Here is a 19,816-nt window from a genome sequence, read left to right as displayed (position 1 = left end):
CGGACCATTGGGGACGTTCGGGGCCGCCTGCCGTCCGGGAAGCTTAGGCCGTGCCGCTCGCCTGGGACTCCAGGTAGGTGGCGCAGTATTCCCGGATCTGCTGGACCGTGCCCTTCTGGTAGAGCTCGCGTGGAATCTCGATCCGAACCAGCTTGGACGGGTCTACCCCCCGTTCCAGCGCATAGGCTTCGTCCACGTAGAGGCTGACGGAGCCGTCCTGGTGGCGCACGACGTAGAGCGCGGTGGAGTCGTCCAACTCGTCCATGCCGGTCATCCGGACACCCAGGCGGTCGGCCCCGCGAGCCGAAGACCGCGGGTGAGGATCTTTTGTGTAACACAGGCCCGCCGCCGGTGTCAAAGCGGGCTCGCTAGCCGTCTCTCCGGCGGCTCGAAGCAGCGGCGCCGCCAGAGCACGAAGATTGTGAAGCCGGCGAGCGTGAGCAGGAACACGGTCCTGATCCGCCCATAGCCGAAGCAGGCGAAGTTGGCGGTCGCGTTCAGAAGTCCGAACGCGGCATAGACCATGTAGAGGAAGAGCGCCCAGCGGCGGAGCCGGAGAAAGCCATACCCGATCAACGTGTGCAAGGTGGGGGATTGGGCTTTGGCCAAGATGCCGAGGACTCCCTCCGGCTTGTTGCAAAACACCGTGAGCGCGTAGGCTGGATTCGCGACGATAATAGAAAGGTCAGTCACAGCGGTGAGCAGGAACAGGGCGCCCAGGTAGCGGATGTCGTGGGCGCGCGCCCAGACCACCGCGACCGTCTGCCGCCAGCCTGCCGCGTCGGGCAAGAAGGCCTCGTAGCTTTGGAGCACCCACCAGGGCAGCACGACCATGAAGGCAAAGAACAGGGCGGCGCCGGCGCCCGCGGCCCGGCCGAGCGCCCAGGTGCCGGCGAGCAGCGCCGCGCTCACCAAGAAGCTGACGGCGGCTTGGCGGCCCCGGCCCCGGCTCGCCTGGCCAAGTCCCGGGACGAGCGCGGACAGGAGGGCGGCGCGGGGATGGCTCGATGCGGTGACGGTGATCGGGGACGACATGGCCGGAGCTGCGGGGCGGCCGCTGAAAACAAACACGGCCCTCCGACCGGCGATCGGAAGGCCGTCCGTGGGGACCGGATACAGGCTGCGGTCAGCCGCCCAACGTGTCGAGGGCCTCCTTCAGGCTCTTCATGATGCAGGTGAAGATCGGCGTATCCCGCTCCGTGTACCGGCTCGCTTCAGCGCTCCGCAGCTCCATGACCAGATCCAGGAAGTCCTCGGGTTTGTCCGTCTCGAAGGCCACGACGAACTCCTGGTCGTCCAGGCCGAAGGAATAGGTCGTGTTCAACTTGACGGAGGGATACCGGTGCCCGATCTCGATGTGCTCGTCCATCATCCCCTGCCGGGCCGCTTTGGTCAGCAGGTACCACTCGCGCGTCTTCACGAAGGGATAGACGAAGATGTACTTGCTCTTCCCGGGGATGATCTGGAGCCGCTTGCTCTCCTGCCCCTCGTGGGTATGGTGGTCTACGTAGATGGAGCGCTTGGTCATGGAGAGGTAGGAATAGGGCGTGGTCAGATACCGGCCCAGGCCCGTCGCCAGCAGCTTGGAGGTCATCTCCTGGAACAGTTCCAGCTCGTAGGAGATCCGCCAGAGCATGAAGTCGCAGTCCCCCCGGATGCCCACCGTCGTGTAGGGGATCACGAGGACCTTCCCGCTATAGTCCTCGACGGCCCGCATGAACTCCTGCTTCCCGCGGGTCCGCTCCTCCTCGGGCAGCCTGCGCCAGGCAGGGTCTACCTTGTAGAAGGAAAAGTTCACGAACTGCCGTCTGGCGCTCTGCTCTGCGCTGGCCATCGCCTTCCTCCTTGTCGCGCGCCGACGAAAAACGAGCCGGCAAGTGGGGAGTTTCCTATCACGTCGGCCTTTCCCCTGTCAACCGGCCACGAGGCCCACCGCCCACACGGATCCGCGCGTTGACAGGGCACCGGCGATCTGTTATCGAGACAGCCCCATGCGGCATGGGAGCAGTTCAGGACGGGGGCTCTGGCTGGCGGCGGGCATCGTGGCGGCGAGCGTCGTCGGCGCGCCTCCCGTCACCGCGATTGAGGTGCAGCCGACTCGCGAGCAGGTCCACGCGGCGCTCGAGCGTGGGAAAGCGGCCGCCGCAGCCAGGACGCCTCCGGACCGGCTCTACGCCTGGTTCGGGTCCGACAAGGAGCTGGAGCCGCGCGGCTTTCTCATGACCAAGCTCGCCGGGCTGACCGTCCTGTCGGCCCACTTCGCCCTTCGCGCGCAGACCCCCTCCGACGCCGAGATCCGGCAGATTCTGGATGAGCAGTCCCTGCTGGTCAGCGTCATCATCTTCGGCGATCGGCCGGACTTTGCCCGGGACAGCTACATGGTCATGTCGCAGGGCTCGCGCTCGATCAAGCCGATCAAGGTCCGCTTCGACGGGCAGGCGGCGCGGACCCCGATCTGGCCGAGGTCCCCGGCGTTCCGCGCCAAGGTGGTCGCGTCGTTCCGGTACAGCGACTTCGATCCGCGGGCCCGGACCAGGATCTCGGTGTTTCCCGCCGCCGGCGGCGAGGTCTTCTTCGACCTGAATTTCTCGGAGATCCCCTGAGCGCCGCCGTGAAACGCGGAGCCGTCATTGCGGTCGGCGCGGAGCTGCTGGTGGGGGGGCGGGCCGAGACCAATTCCCTGTTCCTGGCTCGACGCCTGGCCGCTGCGGGAATTGAGGTGCGGGTCAAGCTGGTGGTCGGCGATGACGCGGCGGACATCGCGGATGCGGTCAGACAGGCCGCGCGGCGCGCCGACGTGGTCGTCCTGACCGGCGGGCTGGGACCCACGCGGGACGATTGCACGAGAGAAGGCGTGGCCCGCGCGACCGGTCGCCCGCTCCGGAGGCGCGCGGAGGCTCTGGCGGGGCTGCGGGAGCGACTCGCCTCCTGGGGGCGGCCCACGACGCCTGTGCAGGAGCGGCAGGCACGCCTTCCTGCCGGCGCGGAGGTGCTCCCGAACCCAACCGGGTTGGCGCCCGGCTTCGCGCTCCGGTGGCGAGGCGCGCTGATCGTGGCCCTGCCCGGCGTGCCCTCTGAGGTCGAGCGGATGTGGGAGGAGGCGGTGGCACCGCGGCTGCTTGCAGCCCGCCCGCGGCGGGGGCGCGCCGGGGCACTCGCCGACATCGCCCACCGCGTGCTCCATACGTTCGGTCTCCCGGAGGCCGAGCTGGACTGCAGACTGCACGCTCTCCGCCGGGGCCTGCGCACCGTGCGGCTCGGGCTCCTCGCCTCGCCGCTGGGCGTGGACGTGGTACTGACCGCCCTCCCGCCCAGGGGGGCGTCTCGGCTGGACCGGCTGGCACGGGCGGTGCGCCGGAAGGTCGGCGACGCCCTGTTCGGTGAGGGTGAGGAAACGATGGAGCAGGTCGTCGGCCGGCTCCTGACTACGCGCGGGTTTCTGCTCGCTGTGGCTGAGTCCTGCACCGGCGGGCTGATCGGCCATCGGCTCACGCAGGTGCCCGGCAGCTCCGCGTACCTCGATCGCGTCCTGGTCTCTTACAGCAACCGGGCCAAAACGGAACTGCTGGGTGTGCCCGAGTCCGTGCTTCGGCGGCACGGGGCGGTGAGCGCGGAGGTCGCCGCAGCCATGGCCCGTGGCGTCCGCGCCCTCAGCCGGGTTCAGGTGGGACTGAGCGTAACGGGGATCGCCGGGCCTGGCGGCGCGACGGCCGGCAAACCGGTCGGGCTCGTCTATGTCGGGCTGGACGTCCGGGCTGGCCGGACGTCCCATCGTACCGTGCGGGAATTCCGTTTTCACGGCGAGCGGGAGGCGATCAAGCTGCGCGCCTCGCAGGCGGCGCTCAACGTCCTGAGGCTCTGGCTGACATCAGAGGAGTCCTCATCAATATCCGTGCATGGTGAGCCTGTCGAACCATGATCCGGACCTTCGTCGCGGTGGAGCTGGACGAGCCCCTGCGGGCGGTGATCGGTCGCGTCCAGGCCGAGATGCGCGAGCGACTGGAGCGCGAGTTCCGCCGCGAGGCGCCGGACGTGCGGCTCCAGTGGGTGCGCCCGGAGTCCATCCACGTCACGCTCAAGTTCCTGGGCGAGATCGAAGAGGGCCGGGTCGCTGCCATCGGCGAGGCGCTGGAGCGAATCGCGGCCAGCCTCGCCCCCTTTGCCGTGGAGGTCGGCGGTCTGGGGGTGTTTCCCGACGCGAGAGCGCCCCGCGTTGTGTGGCTCGGCCTCTCGGGCCAGGTGGACGCGCTGGTCCGGCTGGCCGCCGAGGTGGACGCGGCCCTTCACGCGCTCGGGTTTCCACGGGAGGACCGGCCCTTCGCCCCGCACCTTACGCTCGCACGGGTCAAGGACCGCCAGCGCGACGTGGGGCGCGCGCTGGCGGCCTCCGGCCTGCTCGACCGAGCGGCCGCAGCCGGGTCGCTTCGGGTGCGCGCGATCGCTCTCATGAAGAGCGACCTCCGTCCCTCCGGCGCAGTCTACACGCGGCTGCACGAAGCGGTCCTCGCGGGCGGGTGATCGCTGAATGTCTTCGCCCCGTCGGCCGACTGATTGCTCTGCGGCAGGCTTCGGAGCGAGCCTGTGTCTATCCTTCCCCGGCCCACTTCGGTATAATGGCAGAGTTTTGGGCACGACGAGGAATCGGCGTGACACGACCACCCGCTGACTCCTGGTCGCTGGGCAAAAGGATAACCGACAGAGCCGCGAAGGAACTGACTGGCCGCCTCGCGTGGCAGGCGGCCAGCCGCGCTAGCGTGGTGCGGCGGGCCAGGCTAGCATGGAATGGAGGCCTCCATGGCCGAGCGAACGGTCGAGAAGGACGAGAAAAAGCGGGCGCTGGACCTGGCGCTCGCCCAGATCGAAAAGCAGTACGGCAAGGGCGCGATCATGAAGCTCGGCACCGCCGAGGCGCCGGCGGATGTGCCGGCGATCTCGACGGGATCCCTGGGCCTGGACCTGGCGCTTGGCGTGGGCGGGTTTCCGCGCGGACGGGTCATCGAGGTCTTCGGGCCCGAGGCCTCCGGGAAGACCACGCTGACCCTGCACGCGATCGCCGAGGCACAGCGGACTGGCGGGATCGCCGCCTTCATTGACGCCGAGCATGCGCTGGACCTGGGCTACGCGCGGAAGCTCGGGGTCAACACCGACGAGCTGCTCGTGTCCCAGCCAGACACGGGTGAGCAGGCCCTCGAGATCGCCGAGACGCTCGTGCGGAGCGGCGCCGTGGACCTGATCGTCGTGGACTCGGTCGCAGCCCTTGTGCCGCGCGCCGAGATCGAAGGGGAGATGGGCGACGCCCACATGGGCCTGCAGGCCCGGCTCATGTCCCAGGCCCTCCGCAAGCTCACGGCCGCGATCTCTAAATCGCAGACGACCGTGATCTTCATCAATCAGATCCGGATGAAGCTGGGGGTGATGTTCGGCAACCCGGAGACCACGACCGGCGGCAACGCGCTCAAGTTTTACGCCTCCGTCCGGTTGGACATCCGGCGGATCGAGTCCATCAAGGAAGGCCAGGACGTGACCGGGAGCCGGGTACGCGTGAAGGTGGTCAAGAACAAGATGGCACCGCCGTTCAAACAGGCCGAGTTCGACATCCTCTTCGCGGAGGGAATTTCGAAGGCTGGCGAGCTGGTGGACCTCGGGGTCGAGAAGAAGCTGATCGAGAAGTCTGGCGCCTGGTACTCCTACAAGGGCGAGCGGCTGGGGCAGGGGCGGGACGCCGTGCGGGACTATCTAAAGACAAACCAGGCCCTCGCGCGGGAGCTCGAAGCGAAGCTGCGCGAGATAGCCGGGGTGCCGGCCCGGGCGGCCGACCGGCGAGCTGAGATTCGGCCGGAGGAGAGGCGTCCGGACGTCCGGGAGAGTCGGGAGGGGCGGGAAGGTCGGGAGGGGCGGATTGACGAGAAGCGCGCCCACGGTGCCCGCACCGGCTCCTGAACCGGCCCGCGATTCCGGCCCCGGCACCGGGATAGGATAGGCGGCGGGCCATGGCGAAAACGTTAGCCGGGGCGGTGACGGATCCAGCCGAGCGGCTGGGACTCGGCTACCTCGCAGGGCGGGACCGGACCGAGGCACAGGTGTCCGCTTACCTAGCCCGTCGGGGTGTGCCGGCGTCCCGGATCGCCCGGTTGCTCACCCGCTGGCGCGCCCTGGGCTATCTGGACGATGAGCGCTACGCGCTGCGATGGGGCGCCGCGCGGCTCGCGCGGCGCCCGGTCGGCCGGAGCCGGTTGGCGGCCGAGCTGCTGAGCCAGGGATTGGACCAAGCGATCGTCGAGCGGACGCTGGACCAGCTGTACGTCGGGGCCGCCGAGCGTGTCCTTGCGGAGGCGCTGCTGGCGAAGCGGCGGGACGTTTCCCCGTCGGGTGCTGCGGCCCTGCTCCGGCGCCATGGCTTCGACGAGGATGTGATCGCGGGGCTCCTGGGGGCCGCCGAGGCCGATGCGGCGGCCGAGGAGCCGCGGCGCCTTCCTCGGGCCGGCCGGCACCCTCGCCGGCCAGGACGTTCGGGTGCGAGGCAGGAACAGGCATAGGGAATCAGGATCATGGTCCAGTCTGCGAACCAGCTCCGCCAGGCCTTCCTGCAGTACTTCGCCGGCCACGGCCACCAGGTGGTGCCCAGCTCGTCGTTGATTCCCCAGGCCGATCCGACGCTCCTGTTCACGAACGCGGGAATGAACCAGTTCAAGGGCGTCTTTCTGGGCGAGGAGACGCGCCCCTACCGGCGGGCCGTGACCGTCCAGAAGTGCTTACGGGCAGGCGGCAAGCACAACGACCTCGAGAACGTCGGCTACACAGGCCGGCACCATACGTTCTTCGAGATGCTCGGAAACTTCTCCTTCGGCGACTATTTTAAGGAAGAGGCGATCGCGTTCGGGTGGGAGTTCCTGACCACGGTGGTCGGTCTGCCGAAGGACCGGCTCTGGGTCACGGTCTTCCGCGAGGACGACGAGGCCGCCCGACTCTGGGCGAAGCTTGGCGTCCCGCCAGCCCGGATCATGCGCTGCGGGGAAAAGGACAACTTCTGGCAGATGGCGGACACGGGACCCTGCGGCCCCTGCTCGGAGATCCACTACGATCAGGGTCCGGCGGTGCCCGGCGACGACGTGCCGAACGGCGAGGGCGACCGGGTGATCGAGGTCTGGAACCTGGTCTTCATGCAATATGATCGGGATGCGAAGGGCATCCTGCGCCCCCTGCCCAAGCCGAGCATTGACACGGGGATGGGGCTTGAGCGCCTGGCCGCGGTCGCCCAGGGCGTCCCCAGCAACTACGAGACGGATCTGTTCCGGCCGCTGCTGGATGTGATCGGGAAGCGGACTGGCCGACGCTACGGCGCCGACGTGGCGGCGGACCGCTCGCTGCGCGTCATCGCGGATCACCTGCGGGCGACCACCTTCCTGATCGCCGACGGCGTGCTCCCGTCCAACGAAGGGCGCGGGTATGTGCTACGGCGGATCCTGCGGCGGGCGGCGCGGCACGGCCGGCTGCTCGGCATGGCCGAGCCCTTCTTGTACAGTCTGACCGGGGCGGTGGTCGAGCAGATGGGCGAGGCCTACCCGGAGTTGCGGTCCGCAGCGGGGACCGTAGCCGAGGTGGCGCAGGGGGAGGAGGAGCGGTTTATCGCCACGCTGGACCAGGGGCTGCCGATCCTGCAGGAGCTGGCGGCAAAGGCGAAGGCGGCGGGCCGGCCGGCGTTGCCCGGGGAGGACGTCTTCAAGCTCTACGACACCTACGGGTTCCCACTGGATCTCGTCGCCGAGGCCTGCCGCGAGCAGGGCTTGGAGCTGGACGAGCCGGGGTTCCGCCGCGCGCTCGCCGAGCAGCGGGAGCGGGCCCGGAAGACGGCGGGATTCGAGGCGGTGACGGCGAAGCCTGTCGTCCTCCAGATCGCCGGTCAGGTCCGGGCGACCGAGTTCGTCGGGTACGAGTCCCTCACCGCCGAGGCGGTCGTGCAGGCGATCCTGAAGGACGAGCGGCTGGTACGAGAGGCGGGGGAAGGCGAGGAGGTCGAGATCGCGCTGGACGTCACGCCCTTCTACGCGGAAGGCGGCGGCCAGGTGGGAGACCAGGGCACCCTGCACGGCCCGGACGGACGGGTGGAGGTGCGGGAGACGACGCGGCCGCTGCCCGAGTTCATCCTCCATCGTGGCGTCGTCCGGGCGGGCCGGGTTCGGACCGGGGATCGCCTCCTGGCCGCGGTGAACCCGACGACGCGTCAGGACGCGGCGCGGAACCACACGGCCACGCACCTCGTCCACGCAGCGCTCCGCGAGATCCTCGGCCCGCACGTCAAGCAGTACGGGTCGCTGGTCGCGCCGAACCGGCTGCGGTTCGACTTCGCCCATTTCCGGCCGCTGTCCTCGCGCGACGTGGACGAGGTCGAGAGGCTGGTCAATGAGCAGATCCGGCGGAACGCCCAGGTCCAGACCGCCGTGATGGGGGTCGAAGAGGCGGTGGCGGCGGGCGCGCTGGCCTTCTTCGGCGACAAGTACGGCGACCGCGTGCGCGTCGTCAGCATCAACACGTTCAGCAAGGAGCTGTGCGGCGGCACCCACTGCCGCGCCACCGGCGAGATCGGCCTGTTCCGGCTCGTGTCCGAGTCGGGCGTGGCCGCAGGCGTGCGCCGCATCGAGGCCTTGACCGGCGGCGGCGCACTGGCCCAGATGAAGCGGCTGGAAGCCGACATCCGGGAGCTCTCCGAGCTCCTGAAGGTCGGCCCTGGCGAGCTGGTCGGCAAGACGCGCAAGCTCATAGCTCAGCTCAAGGAGAAGGAGCGGGAGCTGGAGGAGCTGAAGCTGCGCTTCGCAAGCGGCGCCGGCGGCGAGGCGGAGGCGGCGGTCCGGACGATCCGCGGCGTGGCGGTGCACGCGCAGCGTGCGGACGGGCTCCAGACGGCGGAGCTGCGGGCGCTCGCGGACCGGATCCGGGACAAGCTCCGGAGCGGTGTGATCGCACTGGGCTCGGTCGCGGAGGGGAAGGCCTCCCTGCTGCTCGTCGTGACCAAGGATCTGACGCCCAAGCTCAAGGCTTCGGAGCTGATCCGGGAGATGGCCGCCGAGATCGGGGGCACCGGCGGCGGCCGGGCGGAGATGGCGCAGGCCGGCGGCAAGGACCCGGCGCGGCTAGGCGCGGCGCTGGAGCGCGTCTTCGCGCTCGTCGAGCGGGCGCTGGCGCCCTGAGCGGGGGTAGGATGGCTCGGATGGTGAGGTGACGTATGGGGTTGATCAAGACCGCCTGTCTGGCGACGTTGGGGATTGAGGCGACCGTCCGCAAAGCCCTGAGCGAGCTGGTCCGCAAGGGCGAAGCCAGCGAGAGCCCGCTGGCGCGGTCGGTCCGGGGCCTGCTGGAGAAGGGGGAGACGGTCAAGCAGGATCTGCGGCGGGAAGAGGGCCGAATCGTCGAGCGGCTGTGCGAGAAGCTGAACATCCCCACCCGCGCCGACCTGGAGCGCCTCCACCGCAAGCTGGACGACCTGGCCGTGACGATGGCGACCGGCCGGCCCGAGCGGCATTCCTGAGCGACGCGCATGGCGGGCAAGCGCATCCTAGCCCTGGACCCCGGCGCCAAGCGGATCGGCGTCGCGCTCAGCGACGAGCTGGGCTGGTTCGCTCAGCCGCTCGAGACCTTCGAGCGCCGGACGGTCGAGCGCGACGTCGCTCACATCCAGCGACTGGTCGAGCAGCACGAGGTGCGCGAGGTCGTCATGGGCCTGCCGCTCCGGCTGGATGGCGCCGCGGGCCCGCAGGCCGAGGCGGTGCGGCGGTTCGTCGCGAGCCTGGAGCGGACCCTGACCGTCCCGGTGGTCATCTGGGACGAACGGCTGACCACCAAGTCGGCTGAACGCCTGCTGATCGAGGCCGACGTGAGCCGCCGCAAGCGGAGGGGAGCGGTCGACCGCGTGGCGGCGGCGCTCCTGCTCCAGAGCTATCTGGAGGGACGAGCCGCCGCGCCGCCGGCCGAGGAGAGCGGGGGCTCCACCGAGGCCGACCGGTCTGCCGGCCAGGGACAGCGGCGCGGGGCAAGCTGATGCACCGTGCGCTCGCCACCGTGCTCGTGGCGGCCGGGGTCTCCGCAGCGGGAGCCCTGGGGTACCAAGGCCTGCAGTGGGCCGCCGATGCGCCCGCCGGCGCGGGGGACCGGAGCGCCCCGCGGACGGTGGACGTGCCGGACGGGGCGACGTTCCGGGACGTCGCGGCGCTGCTGGAGCGGGAAGGCCTGCTGGCGAGCCGCTGGCCGTTCCTGTTGCTGGGGAAGCTCCAAGGGGCGGACCGGCGGGTCGTGGCGGGCGAGTACGTGCTGCACCCCGGCATGACCCCGCGGGAGATCCTGTCAGCTCTCGTCGAAGGCCGCGTCGCCCTCCGCACGGTCACGATCCCCGAAGGCTACACGGTGGCCCAGATCGCCGACCTGCTCAGCCAGACCGGCGTCACCGACCCTGGCGACTTCCTCACGGTCGTGCGCGACCAGGGGTTCATCCGGACGCTGGGGATCGAGGCCCCGAGCTTGGAAGGCTACCTCTTCCCGAACACCTACCGCTTCGCCCGGCGCACCGATTCCAAGGAGGTCGCCGCCGCGCTCGTGGAGGGCCTGCGGCGGGCGTTCACGGCGGAATGGCGTGACCGGGCGAGCGACATCGGTCTGAGCGTGCACCAGGTGCTCACGCTGGCCTCCGTGATCGAGAAGGAGACCAACGCGGAGGGCGAATACGAGCTGGTCTCCGCCGTCTTCCACAACCGGCTGCGACGGGGGATTCCGCTGCAGAGCGATCCGACGGTGATCTATGCGCTCGGCGCCTTCGACGGGGACTTGAAAAAACGCGACCTCTCGGTCGCGAGCCCGTACAACACGTACCGGGTCGCCGGCCTGCCGCCGGGACCCATCGCCAACCCCGGTGCGAAGGCGATCCGGGCCGCGCTGTACCCCGCGCCGGTGCCCTATCTCTACTTCGTCTCGCGTAACGACGGCACCCATGTCTTCTCGACCACGCTGGCCGAGCACAACCGCGCGGTGGAGAAGTATCAGCGGCGGGGCGCGCGACGGCTTTCCTAGGAGGACCGATGCAGCCGCGCTCGTTGGCGGAACGGATTGATCACACAGTGCTGCGCCCGGATGCGACGCGGGGAGACGTGCGGCGGCTCTGCGAGGAAGCGGTCCAGTACGGGTTCGGGGCAGTGTTCGTCCCGCCCTGCTTTTTGGAGGAGGAAGTTGCGGCCTTGCGGGACCGGCCAATCCGCGTCGGCGTGCCCGTTGGGTTCCCGCTCGGCTCCCAGCGCACCCGGGCGAAGGTCTGCGAAGCTGTGGAGGCCTGCGAGCGGGGCGCGGTGGAGCTGGACATGGTGCTGAACATCGGCCGGCTCAAATCGGGTGAGTACGAGGCGGTGGAGGCCGACATCGCCGAAGTGGTGCGGGCTACGCCTGGGGTCGGCCACAAGGTCATCCTGGAGACGTGCTACCTGACGCAGGAGGAGAAGGTCACGGCCTGTCGCCTGGCTGTCAACGCCGGCGCGGACTACGTGAAGACCTCGAGCGGCTTCGGCCCCGGCGGCGCCACCGTCACGGACGTGCGGCTGCTTGCCGAGACCGTGGCCGGTCAAGCCCGCGTGAAGGCGTCGGGCGGGATCCGCGACCTGAAGACTGCCGTGGCGCTTCTGGATGCAGGGGCGGACCGTCTGGGGACGAGTGCCAGTCTCGCGATCATGGCGGAGTGCCTGGCCGCCCGCCCGTCCGGAAGGGCCTAACTATGGCGCCTGCGCCCGCTGCCGGCGGTCCCCTCGCGGCCTACGGAGTGCCGTGCTGAGCGCGCTGCTCGATACCCTTCGCGATCTGCGGTCGGTCTGGGGAACGCCGGCCGATCCCTCCGAGTCCCTGCTCCCGCTCCAGCAGCGCCCCAGCTCCCTCGTCGACTTCGACGGGTTCAAGAAGGGCATCGATAACGTCCACATCGACGTGCGGCTCAGCCCGCAGTTCGTCCGCCAGGCCCGGCGCCTGATCGCCAGCCTCCTAGAGCAGCAGGTCGGGCAAGACGGGTGGGGCCAGAAGGGCGCCGGGCCCTCGCGCAGCGACTGGGAGACGTTCCGGACGACCTATGCCCAGATGGTGGAGGGGGCGATCCATCGTGCCAAGCTCCTGGGCCAGCCCGCCCTCGTCGCCTTGGTGCAACTGGGAGCGATGAAGTTCCTTCTGCGTCAGGTGCAGGGGGAGCTCGATCACCTCCGTCAGTCTCTGCGGGCGGCGCTCGGGTCCGCCGGCGAGACTTCGGACGCCGACCGCATCCAGCTCAATGAGCGGATGGGATGGCTGGTCCGCAACCGGGCCCGGCTCCGCTACCGGCTCAGTCACCAGGTCATCGAGCAGGTGTACAAGGCCGAGTCGGGCTCGGTCGCCGAGCTCCGGCAGTCGCTGTTGGGGGAGCGCTGGCCGCTGCCCGAGGAGGTGCTGTTCAATCCGCTGCTCCGGGCGGAGAACCCGCTCGACGACGAAATCTTGATGAAGCACTACGTCTGGCTGGGGCAGGGCATGGACGACCTGTACAGCTTTTCGGCGCTGGATGGGGCGCTGCCGTACCTGTTCCGCCGGCGCGAGCCGGTCAGCGAGGCCGAACAGGTGCTGACCCAGGCTGAGCAGAGGCATCAGCAGCTCGTCCTCGAGCTGGAACGGCTGCGGGGCAAGCGGTCGGGGACCAAGTCCACCGACCGCCGCACGGAACTGGAAACCCGGATCGCGGCCGCCCAGGCGGAGCTGGAGCGCGCGCGGGCCGCCTACGTGCGCGCGCACGCCGCCTGGCTCGACGTGCCAGCCAACGCCGACCTCCTGTTCAACGCGGACCACTACGCCGGGCTGGCGAAGAAGGCCGAGGAACAGGGGGATCGCGCGGGCGCGGCTCGCCTGCGCGCGCAAGTGCGGTTCCAGCGCCGCCTGCTCGCGACGCTCGAGCGGCGGTTCCGCGAGCGCGGGTGGCTCGGCTCCGTCCTGGCTTCCTACGAGATGGTGCCACTGTTCCGTGACTGCGCGGCGCTGTTCACGGCTCAGCAGCTTCACCAGATTCTGAGCGGGGTGGTCGGCAAGAAGGAGCTGCTCTTCAAGCTGAAGGAGAAGCCGCGGGGCGGCCTGGCAGTCCCGACGGAGCCGCTGCTCGCGGCAGCCCGCCGCGCCCAGGCCCCGTCCCGCCGGCAGCGCCGGGCAGCCCTCCTCCGGTTCATGACCGACTTCCTTACGCTCCGGCGCGATCTTGGTGCCTATCACCAGGTGCACCACTTGATGAACCAGATCGCGCTCCAGGAGGACCCCCAACACATCCGGCTGTCGCGCACCAACCACACGCTGTACGAGTTTCTCGTCTCCACTGAGGAGGAGATCGTCGCGCAGACGGTGCTCAACCACGTGATCCTGAAGGCGGACGTGCGCGGGTCCACCACCATGGTCGCCGAGCTCCGCAAGCGCGGCTTGAATCCCGCGTCGCACTTCAGCCTCAACTTCTTCGGGCCGCTCAACGACCTGTTGGAGACCTACGGGGCGAGCAAGGTCTTCATCGAAGGGGATGCAGTGATCCTGAGCATCCTGGAATATCAGGAAACGCTCGAGCACCAGTTCAGCGTGGCGCGCGCCTGCGGGTTGGCCAAGCGGCTCCTGGGAATGGTGCAGGCGCAGAACGCGGTCTGCAAGAAAGAGGGCCTGCCCGAGCTGGAATTGGGGATCGGGCTGGTCTTCAACGAGGAGGCGCCGACCTTTCTCTACGACGGGAACGCCCAGATCATGATCTCGCCGGCGATCGGCAAGGCGGACCGTCTCTCCTCGTGCTCATGGATGTTGCGGAAGGAGCGCGGCCTCCGCATCCATCCGAGCCTGGCCTATGCAAACGTGGACCTCTACGAGCTGCCGGAGGGCGACCCGCTGCGCGGGGAAAAGGGGGAGATCCATCTCCTGTACAACCTCAACGGGATTATGTTGGACGAAGCCGCGTTCGCCAAGCTCAAGACGGAGATCACCCTCCGCCGGCTGGAGCTGCGGCTGCCCGGGGACGCGGGGCTGCTGACGGTCCACACCGGGCGGTTTCCCGATCTCAAGGGGGGGATGCATCGGGTCGTGGTTCGTGAAGGGCGGATCCGCGTCTTCGACCGCTCCCACAAGTTGTTCGGCGAGCCGACTCAGGGAGTGTTCTACGAAGTCGTCACGAACGAGACGGTGCTCGCCAAGGTCGCCGAGGCGCTCAAGGAGACGGTAGGGGAAGGGTAGGAGCCTTGCGGCCCTTGTATCTATAGGCGGCCGGGGGGTACCATCGGGTGAGGGTTCCCGGCCCGCGTATCGGATCCGACCGTGATCAACCGCGTCATCCTCATCGTGCTGGACAGCCTGGGGGTCGGGGAGTTACCCGATGCCCCGGCCTACGGCGATGCCGGGTCGAATACGCTGGCGCACGTGGCGGCGGCGGTCGGCGGGCTCAGGGTACCGAACCTGGAATCGCTCGGGCTGGGCCTCATCGGCGAGTTTGCCGGCCTCAGGCGGATCGGGCAGCCCGATGGGTGCTTCGGGAAGATGGCGGAACTGTCGCCGGGCAAGGACACCACGACCGGCCATTGGGAGCTGGCCGGCCTGGTCGTCGAGACGCCGTTCCCTACCTATCCGAAAGGTTTCCCGCCGGATGTGATCGAGCCCTTCCAGGAGGCCACCGGCCGGAAGGTCCTGGGCAACCGGGCCGCCTCCGGCACGGAGATCATCAAGGAGCTGGGCGAGGAACACCTCCGCACGGGCTCTCCGATCGTGTACACGAGCGCGGACAGCGTCTTTCAGATCGCCGCGCACGAGCGGGTCATTCCGACGGAAGAGCTGTATCGCCTGTGCCGGACGGCGCGCCAACTGCTCAGACCCCCGCACCAGGTGGCGCGGGTCATTGCGCGGCCCTTCGTTGGCGAGCCAGGGGCGTTCGTCCGGACTGAGCGGCGTCGGGATTTCTCAATCGAGCCTCCCGGGCGTACCCTGCTGGACGGCCTGCAGGCGTCTGGCCAGCCCGTGGTAGGCATCGGCAAGATCCAAGACTTGTTCAACGGACGCGGGATCGGGCGGGCGATCCACACGGGTAACAACCAGGCCGGAATGGATGAGACCCTGCGCGCGCTCAAGACGGTGCCGCGCGGGCTGATCTTCGTGAACCTGGTGGATTTCGACACGCTCTACGGGCATCGGAACGACGCCCCAGGGTACGCACGGGCGCTCGAGGCCTTCGACCTGAGGCTCGGGGAGCTGCTGAAGGGCCTGCGCGAGGGCGATGTCCTGTTCCTGACGGCCGATCACGGGAATGACCCGACGACGCCGAGCACGGACCATTCGCGGGAATACGTCCCGCTGCTGGCCTGGGGCCCTCGGCTCGCGCGGGGCGTGAACCTGGGCACGCGCCGGAGCTTCGCGGACCTAGGCCAGACTGTCGCGGACGCCCTCGGCGCGACGCGGCTTCCCTGGGGCGAGAGCTTCCTGGATGCGTTGGTGCCGGGATAGCGAACCGCCAGCAGCGAGCAGCTCATGACGAGCAGGTGCCGGCGACTCGTCCTTCGCTGTTCGTTGCTCGCCAGTTGCTGTGCGCGTAGGAGCGGCGATGTCTTTCGAAGAGCGGCTGGCGCAACTGGGCATCGTCCTCCCGGCTCCCCCGAAGCCGGTGGCGACCTACATCCCGGCCGTGCGGGTCGGCGACCTCCTGTTCCTTAGCGGCGTCATTCCGTTTGAAGATGGGCGGCTGGCCGTGGAGGGCAAGGTCGGCAAGGTTCTGACCGTTGAGCAGGGGTACGAGGCGGCGCGGATCGCGCTCCTCAACGCGTTGGCGATCGTGCGGGGCGAGCTCGGGTCGCTGGACCGCGTGCGCCGGGTGGTACGGCTGGTGGGATACGTGGCGTCGGCCGAGGGGTTCGTCCAGCAGCCGGCGGTCATCAATGGGGCTTCGGATCTCCTCGTGCGGATTTTTGATGAGGCGGGGCGGCACGCACGGGTCGCGCTGGGCGCGGCCGAGTTGCCCCTGAACGCGCCAGTCGAGCTCGAGCTGATCCTGCAGGTCACGTAACACATCAGAATCCAGGGAGGCAGGACGATGGGTGGGCGAGTGGCCGTGGTCCGGTGGGGCGCGGCGGCGATGCTGGCGGGATGCTTGGCCTGGCCCGCCGGCGCGGCGGAACCCGGTGAGCGCGCGCTGACGGCCGAGGAACGGCAGCTCCTCGACGGCAAGACCACGCTCTACGTGGATGTGCGGGTCTCGACCTGGATGCCGCGGGGCCGGACCCTCTTTGACGCCGAGGCGACGGTGCACCGGAAGCTCGCTGCCGCCGGGCTGAAGGCGGTCCGCAATCCGACAGACCCGCATGATCTCGTCCTCCTGGTTGACTATCGGGAGGAGCGGGGCAAGGAATTCAGCTTCGACAACTACGGGACCGACATCGTCTGTCGGGTCCGCCTGGAGCACCCTATCTTGGGCCTCCTCCTGGACCTGACCATCCGGGAATCCTCCCCGGAACCGGAGACTGGCACACCTCCGTACCTGGAAGCGCTCGCCCGCTTCGAGGCGAACCCGTACTTCTACCTGCTCGGGAACATCGTGCACGGCCGGTTGGTGTCGCATCTGGACCAGACGGGCGCGCTGATCCAAGCGCTGGAGCGGCTGATTGACTTCGACCCCTCGAAGCTCGATCATCCCCAGGACGGGCATACGATGGCTCCGAACGAGATCCTCTACCTTGGACAGGCCCGCGAGAACACGATCCGGGAGCTGGGGCGGCTGAAGGAGCCCCGCGCCGTTCCCGTGCTGGATCGGCTGTTGCAGCACGCGGATCCCCGAGTGCGCCTGTCGTCCGTCGAAGCCTTGCGCGCCATTCCCGGGCCCGAGGCCGGTGCCGCGCTGGAGCGGGTCGCCCGACAGGATCAGGCGGGCGACGTCCGGGCGGCGGCTGCCTCGGCGCTGGCCGCCAGGCTGGCGGATCCGCCCACGCCGTGAGCGTGGCGGCTTGACATGAAAATTCTACGGTTGGTATAGTGCGGCCATCCTTCGTTTCTTGGCGTGCCTCCGCCCCGGCCTGCTTCCTCCTGGCGCACGGGAAGCGTCAGTTGCGCCCAGGAAACACACCCATGGCGACGACGTCGAGCGCATCGCGACACGGATGGCGTCTGATTGTCTGGCTCTGCGCCTGGTTTGCGATTGCCGGGGCCGCGGCCGAGGTTCGGGCACAGGCCAGCCTCACCCCAGAGGCAGCCTCGCCCGGCGCGGCCGTCACGATCGTCGGCAAGGGGTTCGGCTCGTTTAAGTCCAGTCAGGCCAACCGGGTGCTGTTCAACGGCGTCCCCGCCCTCGTCCAGCGCTGGGAGCCGGAGCTGATCGAGGTGCGGGTCCCGCTGCGGGCGACGAGCGGGCCTGTCCAGGTCGTCCGCGGGAAGAAGAAGCTCACGGTCGGGACCTTTACCGTCACCAAACCGGTCGTCGAGGCGGTTACACCGGCTGAGACCGAGCCGGGCTCGGTCATTCAGATCACCGGCCAGCATTTCGGCAACACGGCTGGCTCCAAGGATCCGAACTCGATGTTCGGGGTCAACGACGTCCTCATCGCTGGCGTGCCTGCCCGGGTGCGAAAGTGGCGCGACACCAAGATCGAGGTTGAGGTGCCGGCCAACGCTGAGAACGGCGACGTCGTGGTCCGGCTCGCCTCCTACGATCCGCTGCCCGACGGCTCCTGTTGTGCCCCCGTCGAGTACACGGTGAGTAACCCCGTGCCGCTCGCCGTGCTGCCGACCATTCGGGTGGATCCGATGGCTGGCCCGGTCGGGACGAAGGTGGTCCTGTTCGGCCGGGGGTTTGGCGCAACCAAGGCGCCGGGCGACGCGGTGCTCTTTGCCGGGCATCCGGCCACCGTGGCACAGTGGTCGGACAAGATTATTGTCGTCCATGTCCCGCTGAACGCGACGAGCGGGCCCTTGACGCTGCGCCGCAACGGAACCGATCGGGCGCTCGGGACCTTCACGGTGCAGACACCGAAGGCCACCGGGCTGTCCCCGAACCACGCGCCGATCGGTAGCCTTCTCCGGATCACGGGCGAGCACTTCGGCCTCTTCTCCGAGAGCGGGTCCACGCCCTTCGCTTTCATTGACTTCAACAAGGGCGAGAACGGCGTCGAGATCGGCGGGGTTCCGGCGATCGTCTACCGCTGGCACGACGACAAGATTGACGTGTGGGTGCCGTACAGCGCCAAGAGTGGCCCTGTCGTGGTCAAGCGCGGCGCCACGATTCCGAAGCCCGATGGGTCCTGCTGCGCCGAGCGGGGGGTGATCCGGGTGGAGGCGGGCACGTTCACCGTCGTCACGCCGCGGGTGGACTCGTTCGCTCCTATCTCGGCCGGGCTCGACGCGGTCGTGACGATCAAGGGCTCCGGCTTCGGCGACTTCCTGAAGACGATGGAGGCGACTCAGCCAGGCCTCAACGAGAGCGCCCACGATAACCTCGGGATCCAGTTGAACGAGAACGTCTCGCGCAGCGAGGTGCTCTTCAACGGCGTTGCGGGCCTGGTCCTCTCCTGGACCGATACGGAGATCAAGGTCCGGGTGCCCCACCGGCACGTGTTCGGCTTCGGGACGCGCGAAGGCTTCCTTCCCAGTCCCACCACCGGTCCGCTCGTCGTGCGGCGCGGCTCCTGGGACCTGTTGCCCGACGGCGGCTGCTGCACGCAGAAGAAGTGGATCACCGTCGAGGCCGGCCAGTTCACCATCCTGCCGACGGGTCTGCCCGACCAGGGCTACTACAACGACAAACAGCCGGGTCGGGATTGACGGGCGCTCGATGCGACCGCGACCGTTCATGACCGCCTTCCTGGTGCTGGCGAGCCTGACGGCGCTGGCGCTTGCCCGCCGCGCCGATGCGGCGGAGCCCCGGATCGTGACGGTCGTGCAGACCAGCGGGACGGCGGTCTCCCTCATGGGCATCCATTTCCGCGACGTCAAGCTCGGCTGGGCGGTGGGCGCCGGCGGGACGATCCTGAAGACGGCCGACGGCGGCCGGCGGTGGCGCAAGGTGCCGAGCGGCAGCACCGCCCTGCTGACGGGGGTCTTCTTCGCGGACCAGCAGCGCGGCTGGGTGGTGGGGGCCAACGGCACGATCCTGCACTCGAAGGACGGCGGGGAGCAATGGCGCCGTCAGAACAGCGGCGTCCAAGCCACGCTGTACGGGCTCTTCTTCCTGACGCCTGCTCTGGGGTGGGCGGTGGGCGCGGGGGGGACCATCCTCCACACCAAGGATGGAGGGCTCCACTGGGAAGACCAGCCCAGCGGATCCAACGCGGCCCTCTACGGGGTGCATTTCGCGGATGAGAAGCGTGGCGGCGTCGTCGGTGCGCTCGGCACGATCCTGGTGACCGAGGACGGCGGTCAGAGCTGGACCCTGCGGGACACGCAAGGCGCCGCGACGTTCTTCGATATCGTGTTCGCCGATGTCGCAAACGGATGGGCGGTCGGGAACGCGGGCGCGATGTTTCAGACGATTGACGGCGGGCGGACGTGGGTGGACCGGACGCTGCCCTGCGGGCGGGGCTGCCTGAAACCGCTCGACCTGATCCGGATCCGATTCACCAGCCCCCAGGCGGGCTGGATCGTCGGAGAACGGGGGGCGATCTTCCGAACCACCGATGCCGGCTTCAGTTGGGTGCCGCAGGAGAACGGCGCGAAAGCCTCGCTGTTCGGTTTATCCTTTCCCGATCCCGAGCACGGTTGGGCGAGCGGAGAGGGCGGGACCATCCTCCACATAACCACCAGTCGGTAGCGCTCGGAAGCCCTCGGCGATTAGCCTTCCACCCAA

Annotated in this window: 19 protein-coding genes; 16 read left to right on the top strand and 3 right to left on the bottom strand. The window is 69.0% G+C overall.

Translation table 11 applies throughout. The annotated features are described in order from the left end of the window. Positions 1-43: 43 nt before the first annotated feature. The 3 genes from ACWHYQ_RS13545 to ACWHYQ_RS13535 all read right to left on the bottom strand — a co-directional run bounded on the left by ACWHYQ_RS13545 (position 44) and on the right by ACWHYQ_RS13535 (position 1,834). Positions 44-265, bottom strand: coding sequence for a hypothetical protein (locus ACWHYQ_RS13545; RefSeq protein ID WP_447972648.1), 222 nt, complete (start codon positions 263-265; stop codon positions 44-46). Between the two features lie 89 nt (positions 266-354). Beyond that, positions 355-1,035 carry a hypothetical protein gene (locus ACWHYQ_RS13540; protein WP_447972647.1) on the bottom strand — a complete coding sequence of 227 codons (681 nt, stop codon included), beginning with the start codon at positions 1,033-1,035 and terminating at the stop codon, positions 355-357. 91 nt (positions 1,036-1,126) lie between these two features. After that, positions 1,127-1,834 carry a chlorite dismutase family protein gene (locus ACWHYQ_RS13535; protein WP_447972646.1) on the bottom strand — a complete coding sequence of 236 codons (708 nt, stop codon included), beginning with the start codon at positions 1,832-1,834 and terminating at the stop codon, positions 1,127-1,129. A 157-nt stretch (positions 1,835-1,991) separates the two neighbouring features. Here ACWHYQ_RS13535 and ACWHYQ_RS13530 point away from each other — a divergent pair, with 157 nt between their 5' ends. The 16 genes from ACWHYQ_RS13530 (at position 1,992) to ACWHYQ_RS13455 (ending at position 19,780) form a co-directional block, all read left to right on the top strand. After that, positions 1,992-2,603 carry a hypothetical protein gene (locus tag ACWHYQ_RS13530; protein ID WP_447972645.1) on the top strand — a complete coding sequence of 204 codons (612 nt, stop codon included), beginning with the start codon at positions 1,992-1,994 and terminating at the stop codon, positions 2,601-2,603. 8 nt (positions 2,604-2,611) lie between these two features. Next, positions 2,612-3,919 (top strand): competence/damage-inducible protein A, encoded by a 1,308-nt coding sequence (locus tag ACWHYQ_RS13525; protein ID WP_447972644.1) that lies wholly within the window; start codon positions 2,612-2,614, stop codon positions 3,917-3,919. Beyond that, entirely contained in the window at positions 3,916-4,518 is a 603-nt protein-coding gene (gene thpR / locus ACWHYQ_RS13520) for an RNA 2',3'-cyclic phosphodiesterase (RefSeq protein ID WP_447972643.1), read from the top strand. The genes ACWHYQ_RS13525 and thpR overlap by 4 nt, the downstream gene beginning before the upstream one ends. A gap of 276 nt (positions 4,519-4,794) precedes the next feature. Next, the gene (gene recA / locus ACWHYQ_RS13515) at positions 4,795-5,940 is read left to right on the top strand and encodes a recombinase RecA (protein WP_447972642.1); all 1,146 of its coding nucleotides are present in this window, start codon (positions 4,795-4,797) and stop codon (positions 5,938-5,940) included. Between the two features lie 50 nt (positions 5,941-5,990). Further along, complete coding sequence (locus ACWHYQ_RS13510; protein ID WP_447972641.1) at positions 5,991-6,536, top strand: regulatory protein RecX; 546 nt, start codon at positions 5,991-5,993, stop codon at positions 6,534-6,536. 12 nt (positions 6,537-6,548) lie between these two features. Further along, positions 6,549-9,185, top strand: a complete 2,637-nt coding sequence (alaS, locus tag ACWHYQ_RS13505) for an alanine--tRNA ligase (RefSeq protein WP_447972640.1) — start codon at positions 6,549-6,551, stop codon at positions 9,183-9,185. Positions 9,186-9,220: 35 nt separating this feature from the next. Beyond that, a complete protein-coding gene (locus ACWHYQ_RS13500; RefSeq protein ID WP_447972639.1) occupies positions 9,221-9,523 on the top strand; it encodes a hypothetical protein in 303 nt (100 codons plus the stop codon). A 9-nt stretch (positions 9,524-9,532) separates the two neighbouring features. Continuing rightward, positions 9,533-10,033, top strand: coding sequence for a Holliday junction resolvase RuvX (ruvX, locus tag ACWHYQ_RS13495; protein WP_447972638.1), 501 nt, complete (start codon positions 9,533-9,535; stop codon positions 10,031-10,033). Then, positions 10,033-11,055, top strand: a complete 1,023-nt coding sequence (gene mltG / locus ACWHYQ_RS13490) for an endolytic transglycosylase MltG (RefSeq protein ID WP_447972637.1) — start codon at positions 10,033-10,035, stop codon at positions 11,053-11,055. The genes ruvX and mltG overlap by 1 nt, the downstream gene beginning before the upstream one ends. 8 nt (positions 11,056-11,063) lie before the next feature. Continuing rightward, positions 11,064-11,744 (top strand): deoxyribose-phosphate aldolase, encoded by a 681-nt coding sequence (gene deoC / locus ACWHYQ_RS13485; RefSeq protein ID WP_447972636.1) that lies wholly within the window; start codon positions 11,064-11,066, stop codon positions 11,742-11,744. Between the two features lie 52 nt (positions 11,745-11,796). Then, complete coding sequence (locus tag ACWHYQ_RS13480; protein WP_447972635.1) at positions 11,797-14,238, top strand: hypothetical protein; 2,442 nt, start codon at positions 11,797-11,799, stop codon at positions 14,236-14,238. An 81-nt stretch (positions 14,239-14,319) separates the two neighbouring features. Further along, positions 14,320-15,495 carry a phosphopentomutase gene (locus ACWHYQ_RS13475; protein WP_447972634.1) on the top strand — a complete coding sequence of 392 codons (1,176 nt, stop codon included), beginning with the start codon at positions 14,320-14,322 and terminating at the stop codon, positions 15,493-15,495. A 97-nt stretch (positions 15,496-15,592) separates the two neighbouring features. Continuing rightward, the gene (locus tag ACWHYQ_RS13470) at positions 15,593-16,051 is read left to right on the top strand and encodes a RidA family protein (protein WP_447972633.1); all 459 of its coding nucleotides are present in this window, start codon (positions 15,593-15,595) and stop codon (positions 16,049-16,051) included. Positions 16,052-16,078: 27 nt separating this feature from the next. Further along, entirely contained in the window at positions 16,079-16,975 is an 897-nt protein-coding gene (locus ACWHYQ_RS13465; protein WP_447972632.1) for a HEAT repeat domain-containing protein, read from the top strand. A gap of 131 nt (positions 16,976-17,106) precedes the next feature. Continuing rightward, on the top strand, positions 17,107-18,795 hold the full coding sequence (locus ACWHYQ_RS13460) for an IPT/TIG domain-containing protein (protein WP_447972631.1): 1,689 nt from the start codon (positions 17,107-17,109) through the stop codon (positions 18,793-18,795). Between the two features lie 10 nt (positions 18,796-18,805). Next, positions 18,806-19,780 carry a WD40/YVTN/BNR-like repeat-containing protein gene (locus tag ACWHYQ_RS13455; RefSeq protein ID WP_447972630.1) on the top strand — a complete coding sequence of 325 codons (975 nt, stop codon included), beginning with the start codon at positions 18,806-18,808 and terminating at the stop codon, positions 19,778-19,780. Positions 19,781-19,816: the final 36 nt, after the last annotated feature.

Source organism: Nitrospira sp. Kam-Ns4a, from assembly GCF_965152595.1.
This window is presented reverse-complemented; position numbering and strand designations above follow the sequence as displayed.

Bases quoted from the DNA above. Each gene is read 5' to 3' on its own strand.
- ruvX (WP_447972638.1), top strand. From the start codon at position 9,533: ATGGCGGGCAAGCGCATCCTAGCCCTGGACCCCGGCGCCAAGCGGATC.
- deoC (WP_447972636.1), top strand. From the start codon at position 11,064: ATGCAGCCGCGCTCGTTGGCGGAACGGATTGATCACACAGTGCTGCGC.
- ACWHYQ_RS13500 (WP_447972639.1), top strand. From the start codon at position 9,221: ATGGGGTTGATCAAGACCGCCTGTCTGGCGACGTTGGGGATTGAGGCG.
- ACWHYQ_RS13535 (WP_447972646.1), bottom strand. From the start codon at position 1,834: ATGGCCAGCGCAGAGCAGAGCGCCAGACGGCAGTTCGTGAACTTTTCC.
- ACWHYQ_RS13455 (WP_447972630.1), top strand. From the start codon at position 18,806: ATGCGACCGCGACCGTTCATGACCGCCTTCCTGGTGCTGGCGAGCCTG.
- ACWHYQ_RS13530 (WP_447972645.1), top strand. From the start codon at position 1,992: ATGCGGCATGGGAGCAGTTCAGGACGGGGGCTCTGGCTGGCGGCGGGC.
- mltG (WP_447972637.1), top strand. From the start codon at position 10,033: ATGCACCGTGCGCTCGCCACCGTGCTCGTGGCGGCCGGGGTCTCCGCA.
- thpR (WP_447972643.1), top strand. From the start codon at position 3,916: ATGATCCGGACCTTCGTCGCGGTGGAGCTGGACGAGCCCCTGCGGGCG.
- ACWHYQ_RS13460 (WP_447972631.1), top strand. From the start codon at position 17,107: ATGGCGACGACGTCGAGCGCATCGCGACACGGATGGCGTCTGATTGTC.
- ACWHYQ_RS13470 (WP_447972633.1), top strand. From the start codon at position 15,593: ATGTCTTTCGAAGAGCGGCTGGCGCAACTGGGCATCGTCCTCCCGGCT.
- ACWHYQ_RS13510 (WP_447972641.1), top strand. From the start codon at position 5,991: ATGGCGAAAACGTTAGCCGGGGCGGTGACGGATCCAGCCGAGCGGCTG.
- ACWHYQ_RS13465 (WP_447972632.1), top strand. From the start codon at position 16,079: ATGGGTGGGCGAGTGGCCGTGGTCCGGTGGGGCGCGGCGGCGATGCTG.
- alaS (WP_447972640.1), top strand. From the start codon at position 6,549: ATGGTCCAGTCTGCGAACCAGCTCCGCCAGGCCTTCCTGCAGTACTTC.
- ACWHYQ_RS13545 (WP_447972648.1), bottom strand. From the start codon at position 265: ATGGACGAGTTGGACGACTCCACCGCGCTCTACGTCGTGCGCCACCAG.
- recA (WP_447972642.1), top strand. From the start codon at position 4,795: ATGGCCGAGCGAACGGTCGAGAAGGACGAGAAAAAGCGGGCGCTGGAC.
- ACWHYQ_RS13540 (WP_447972647.1), bottom strand. From the start codon at position 1,035: ATGTCGTCCCCGATCACCGTCACCGCATCGAGCCATCCCCGCGCCGCC.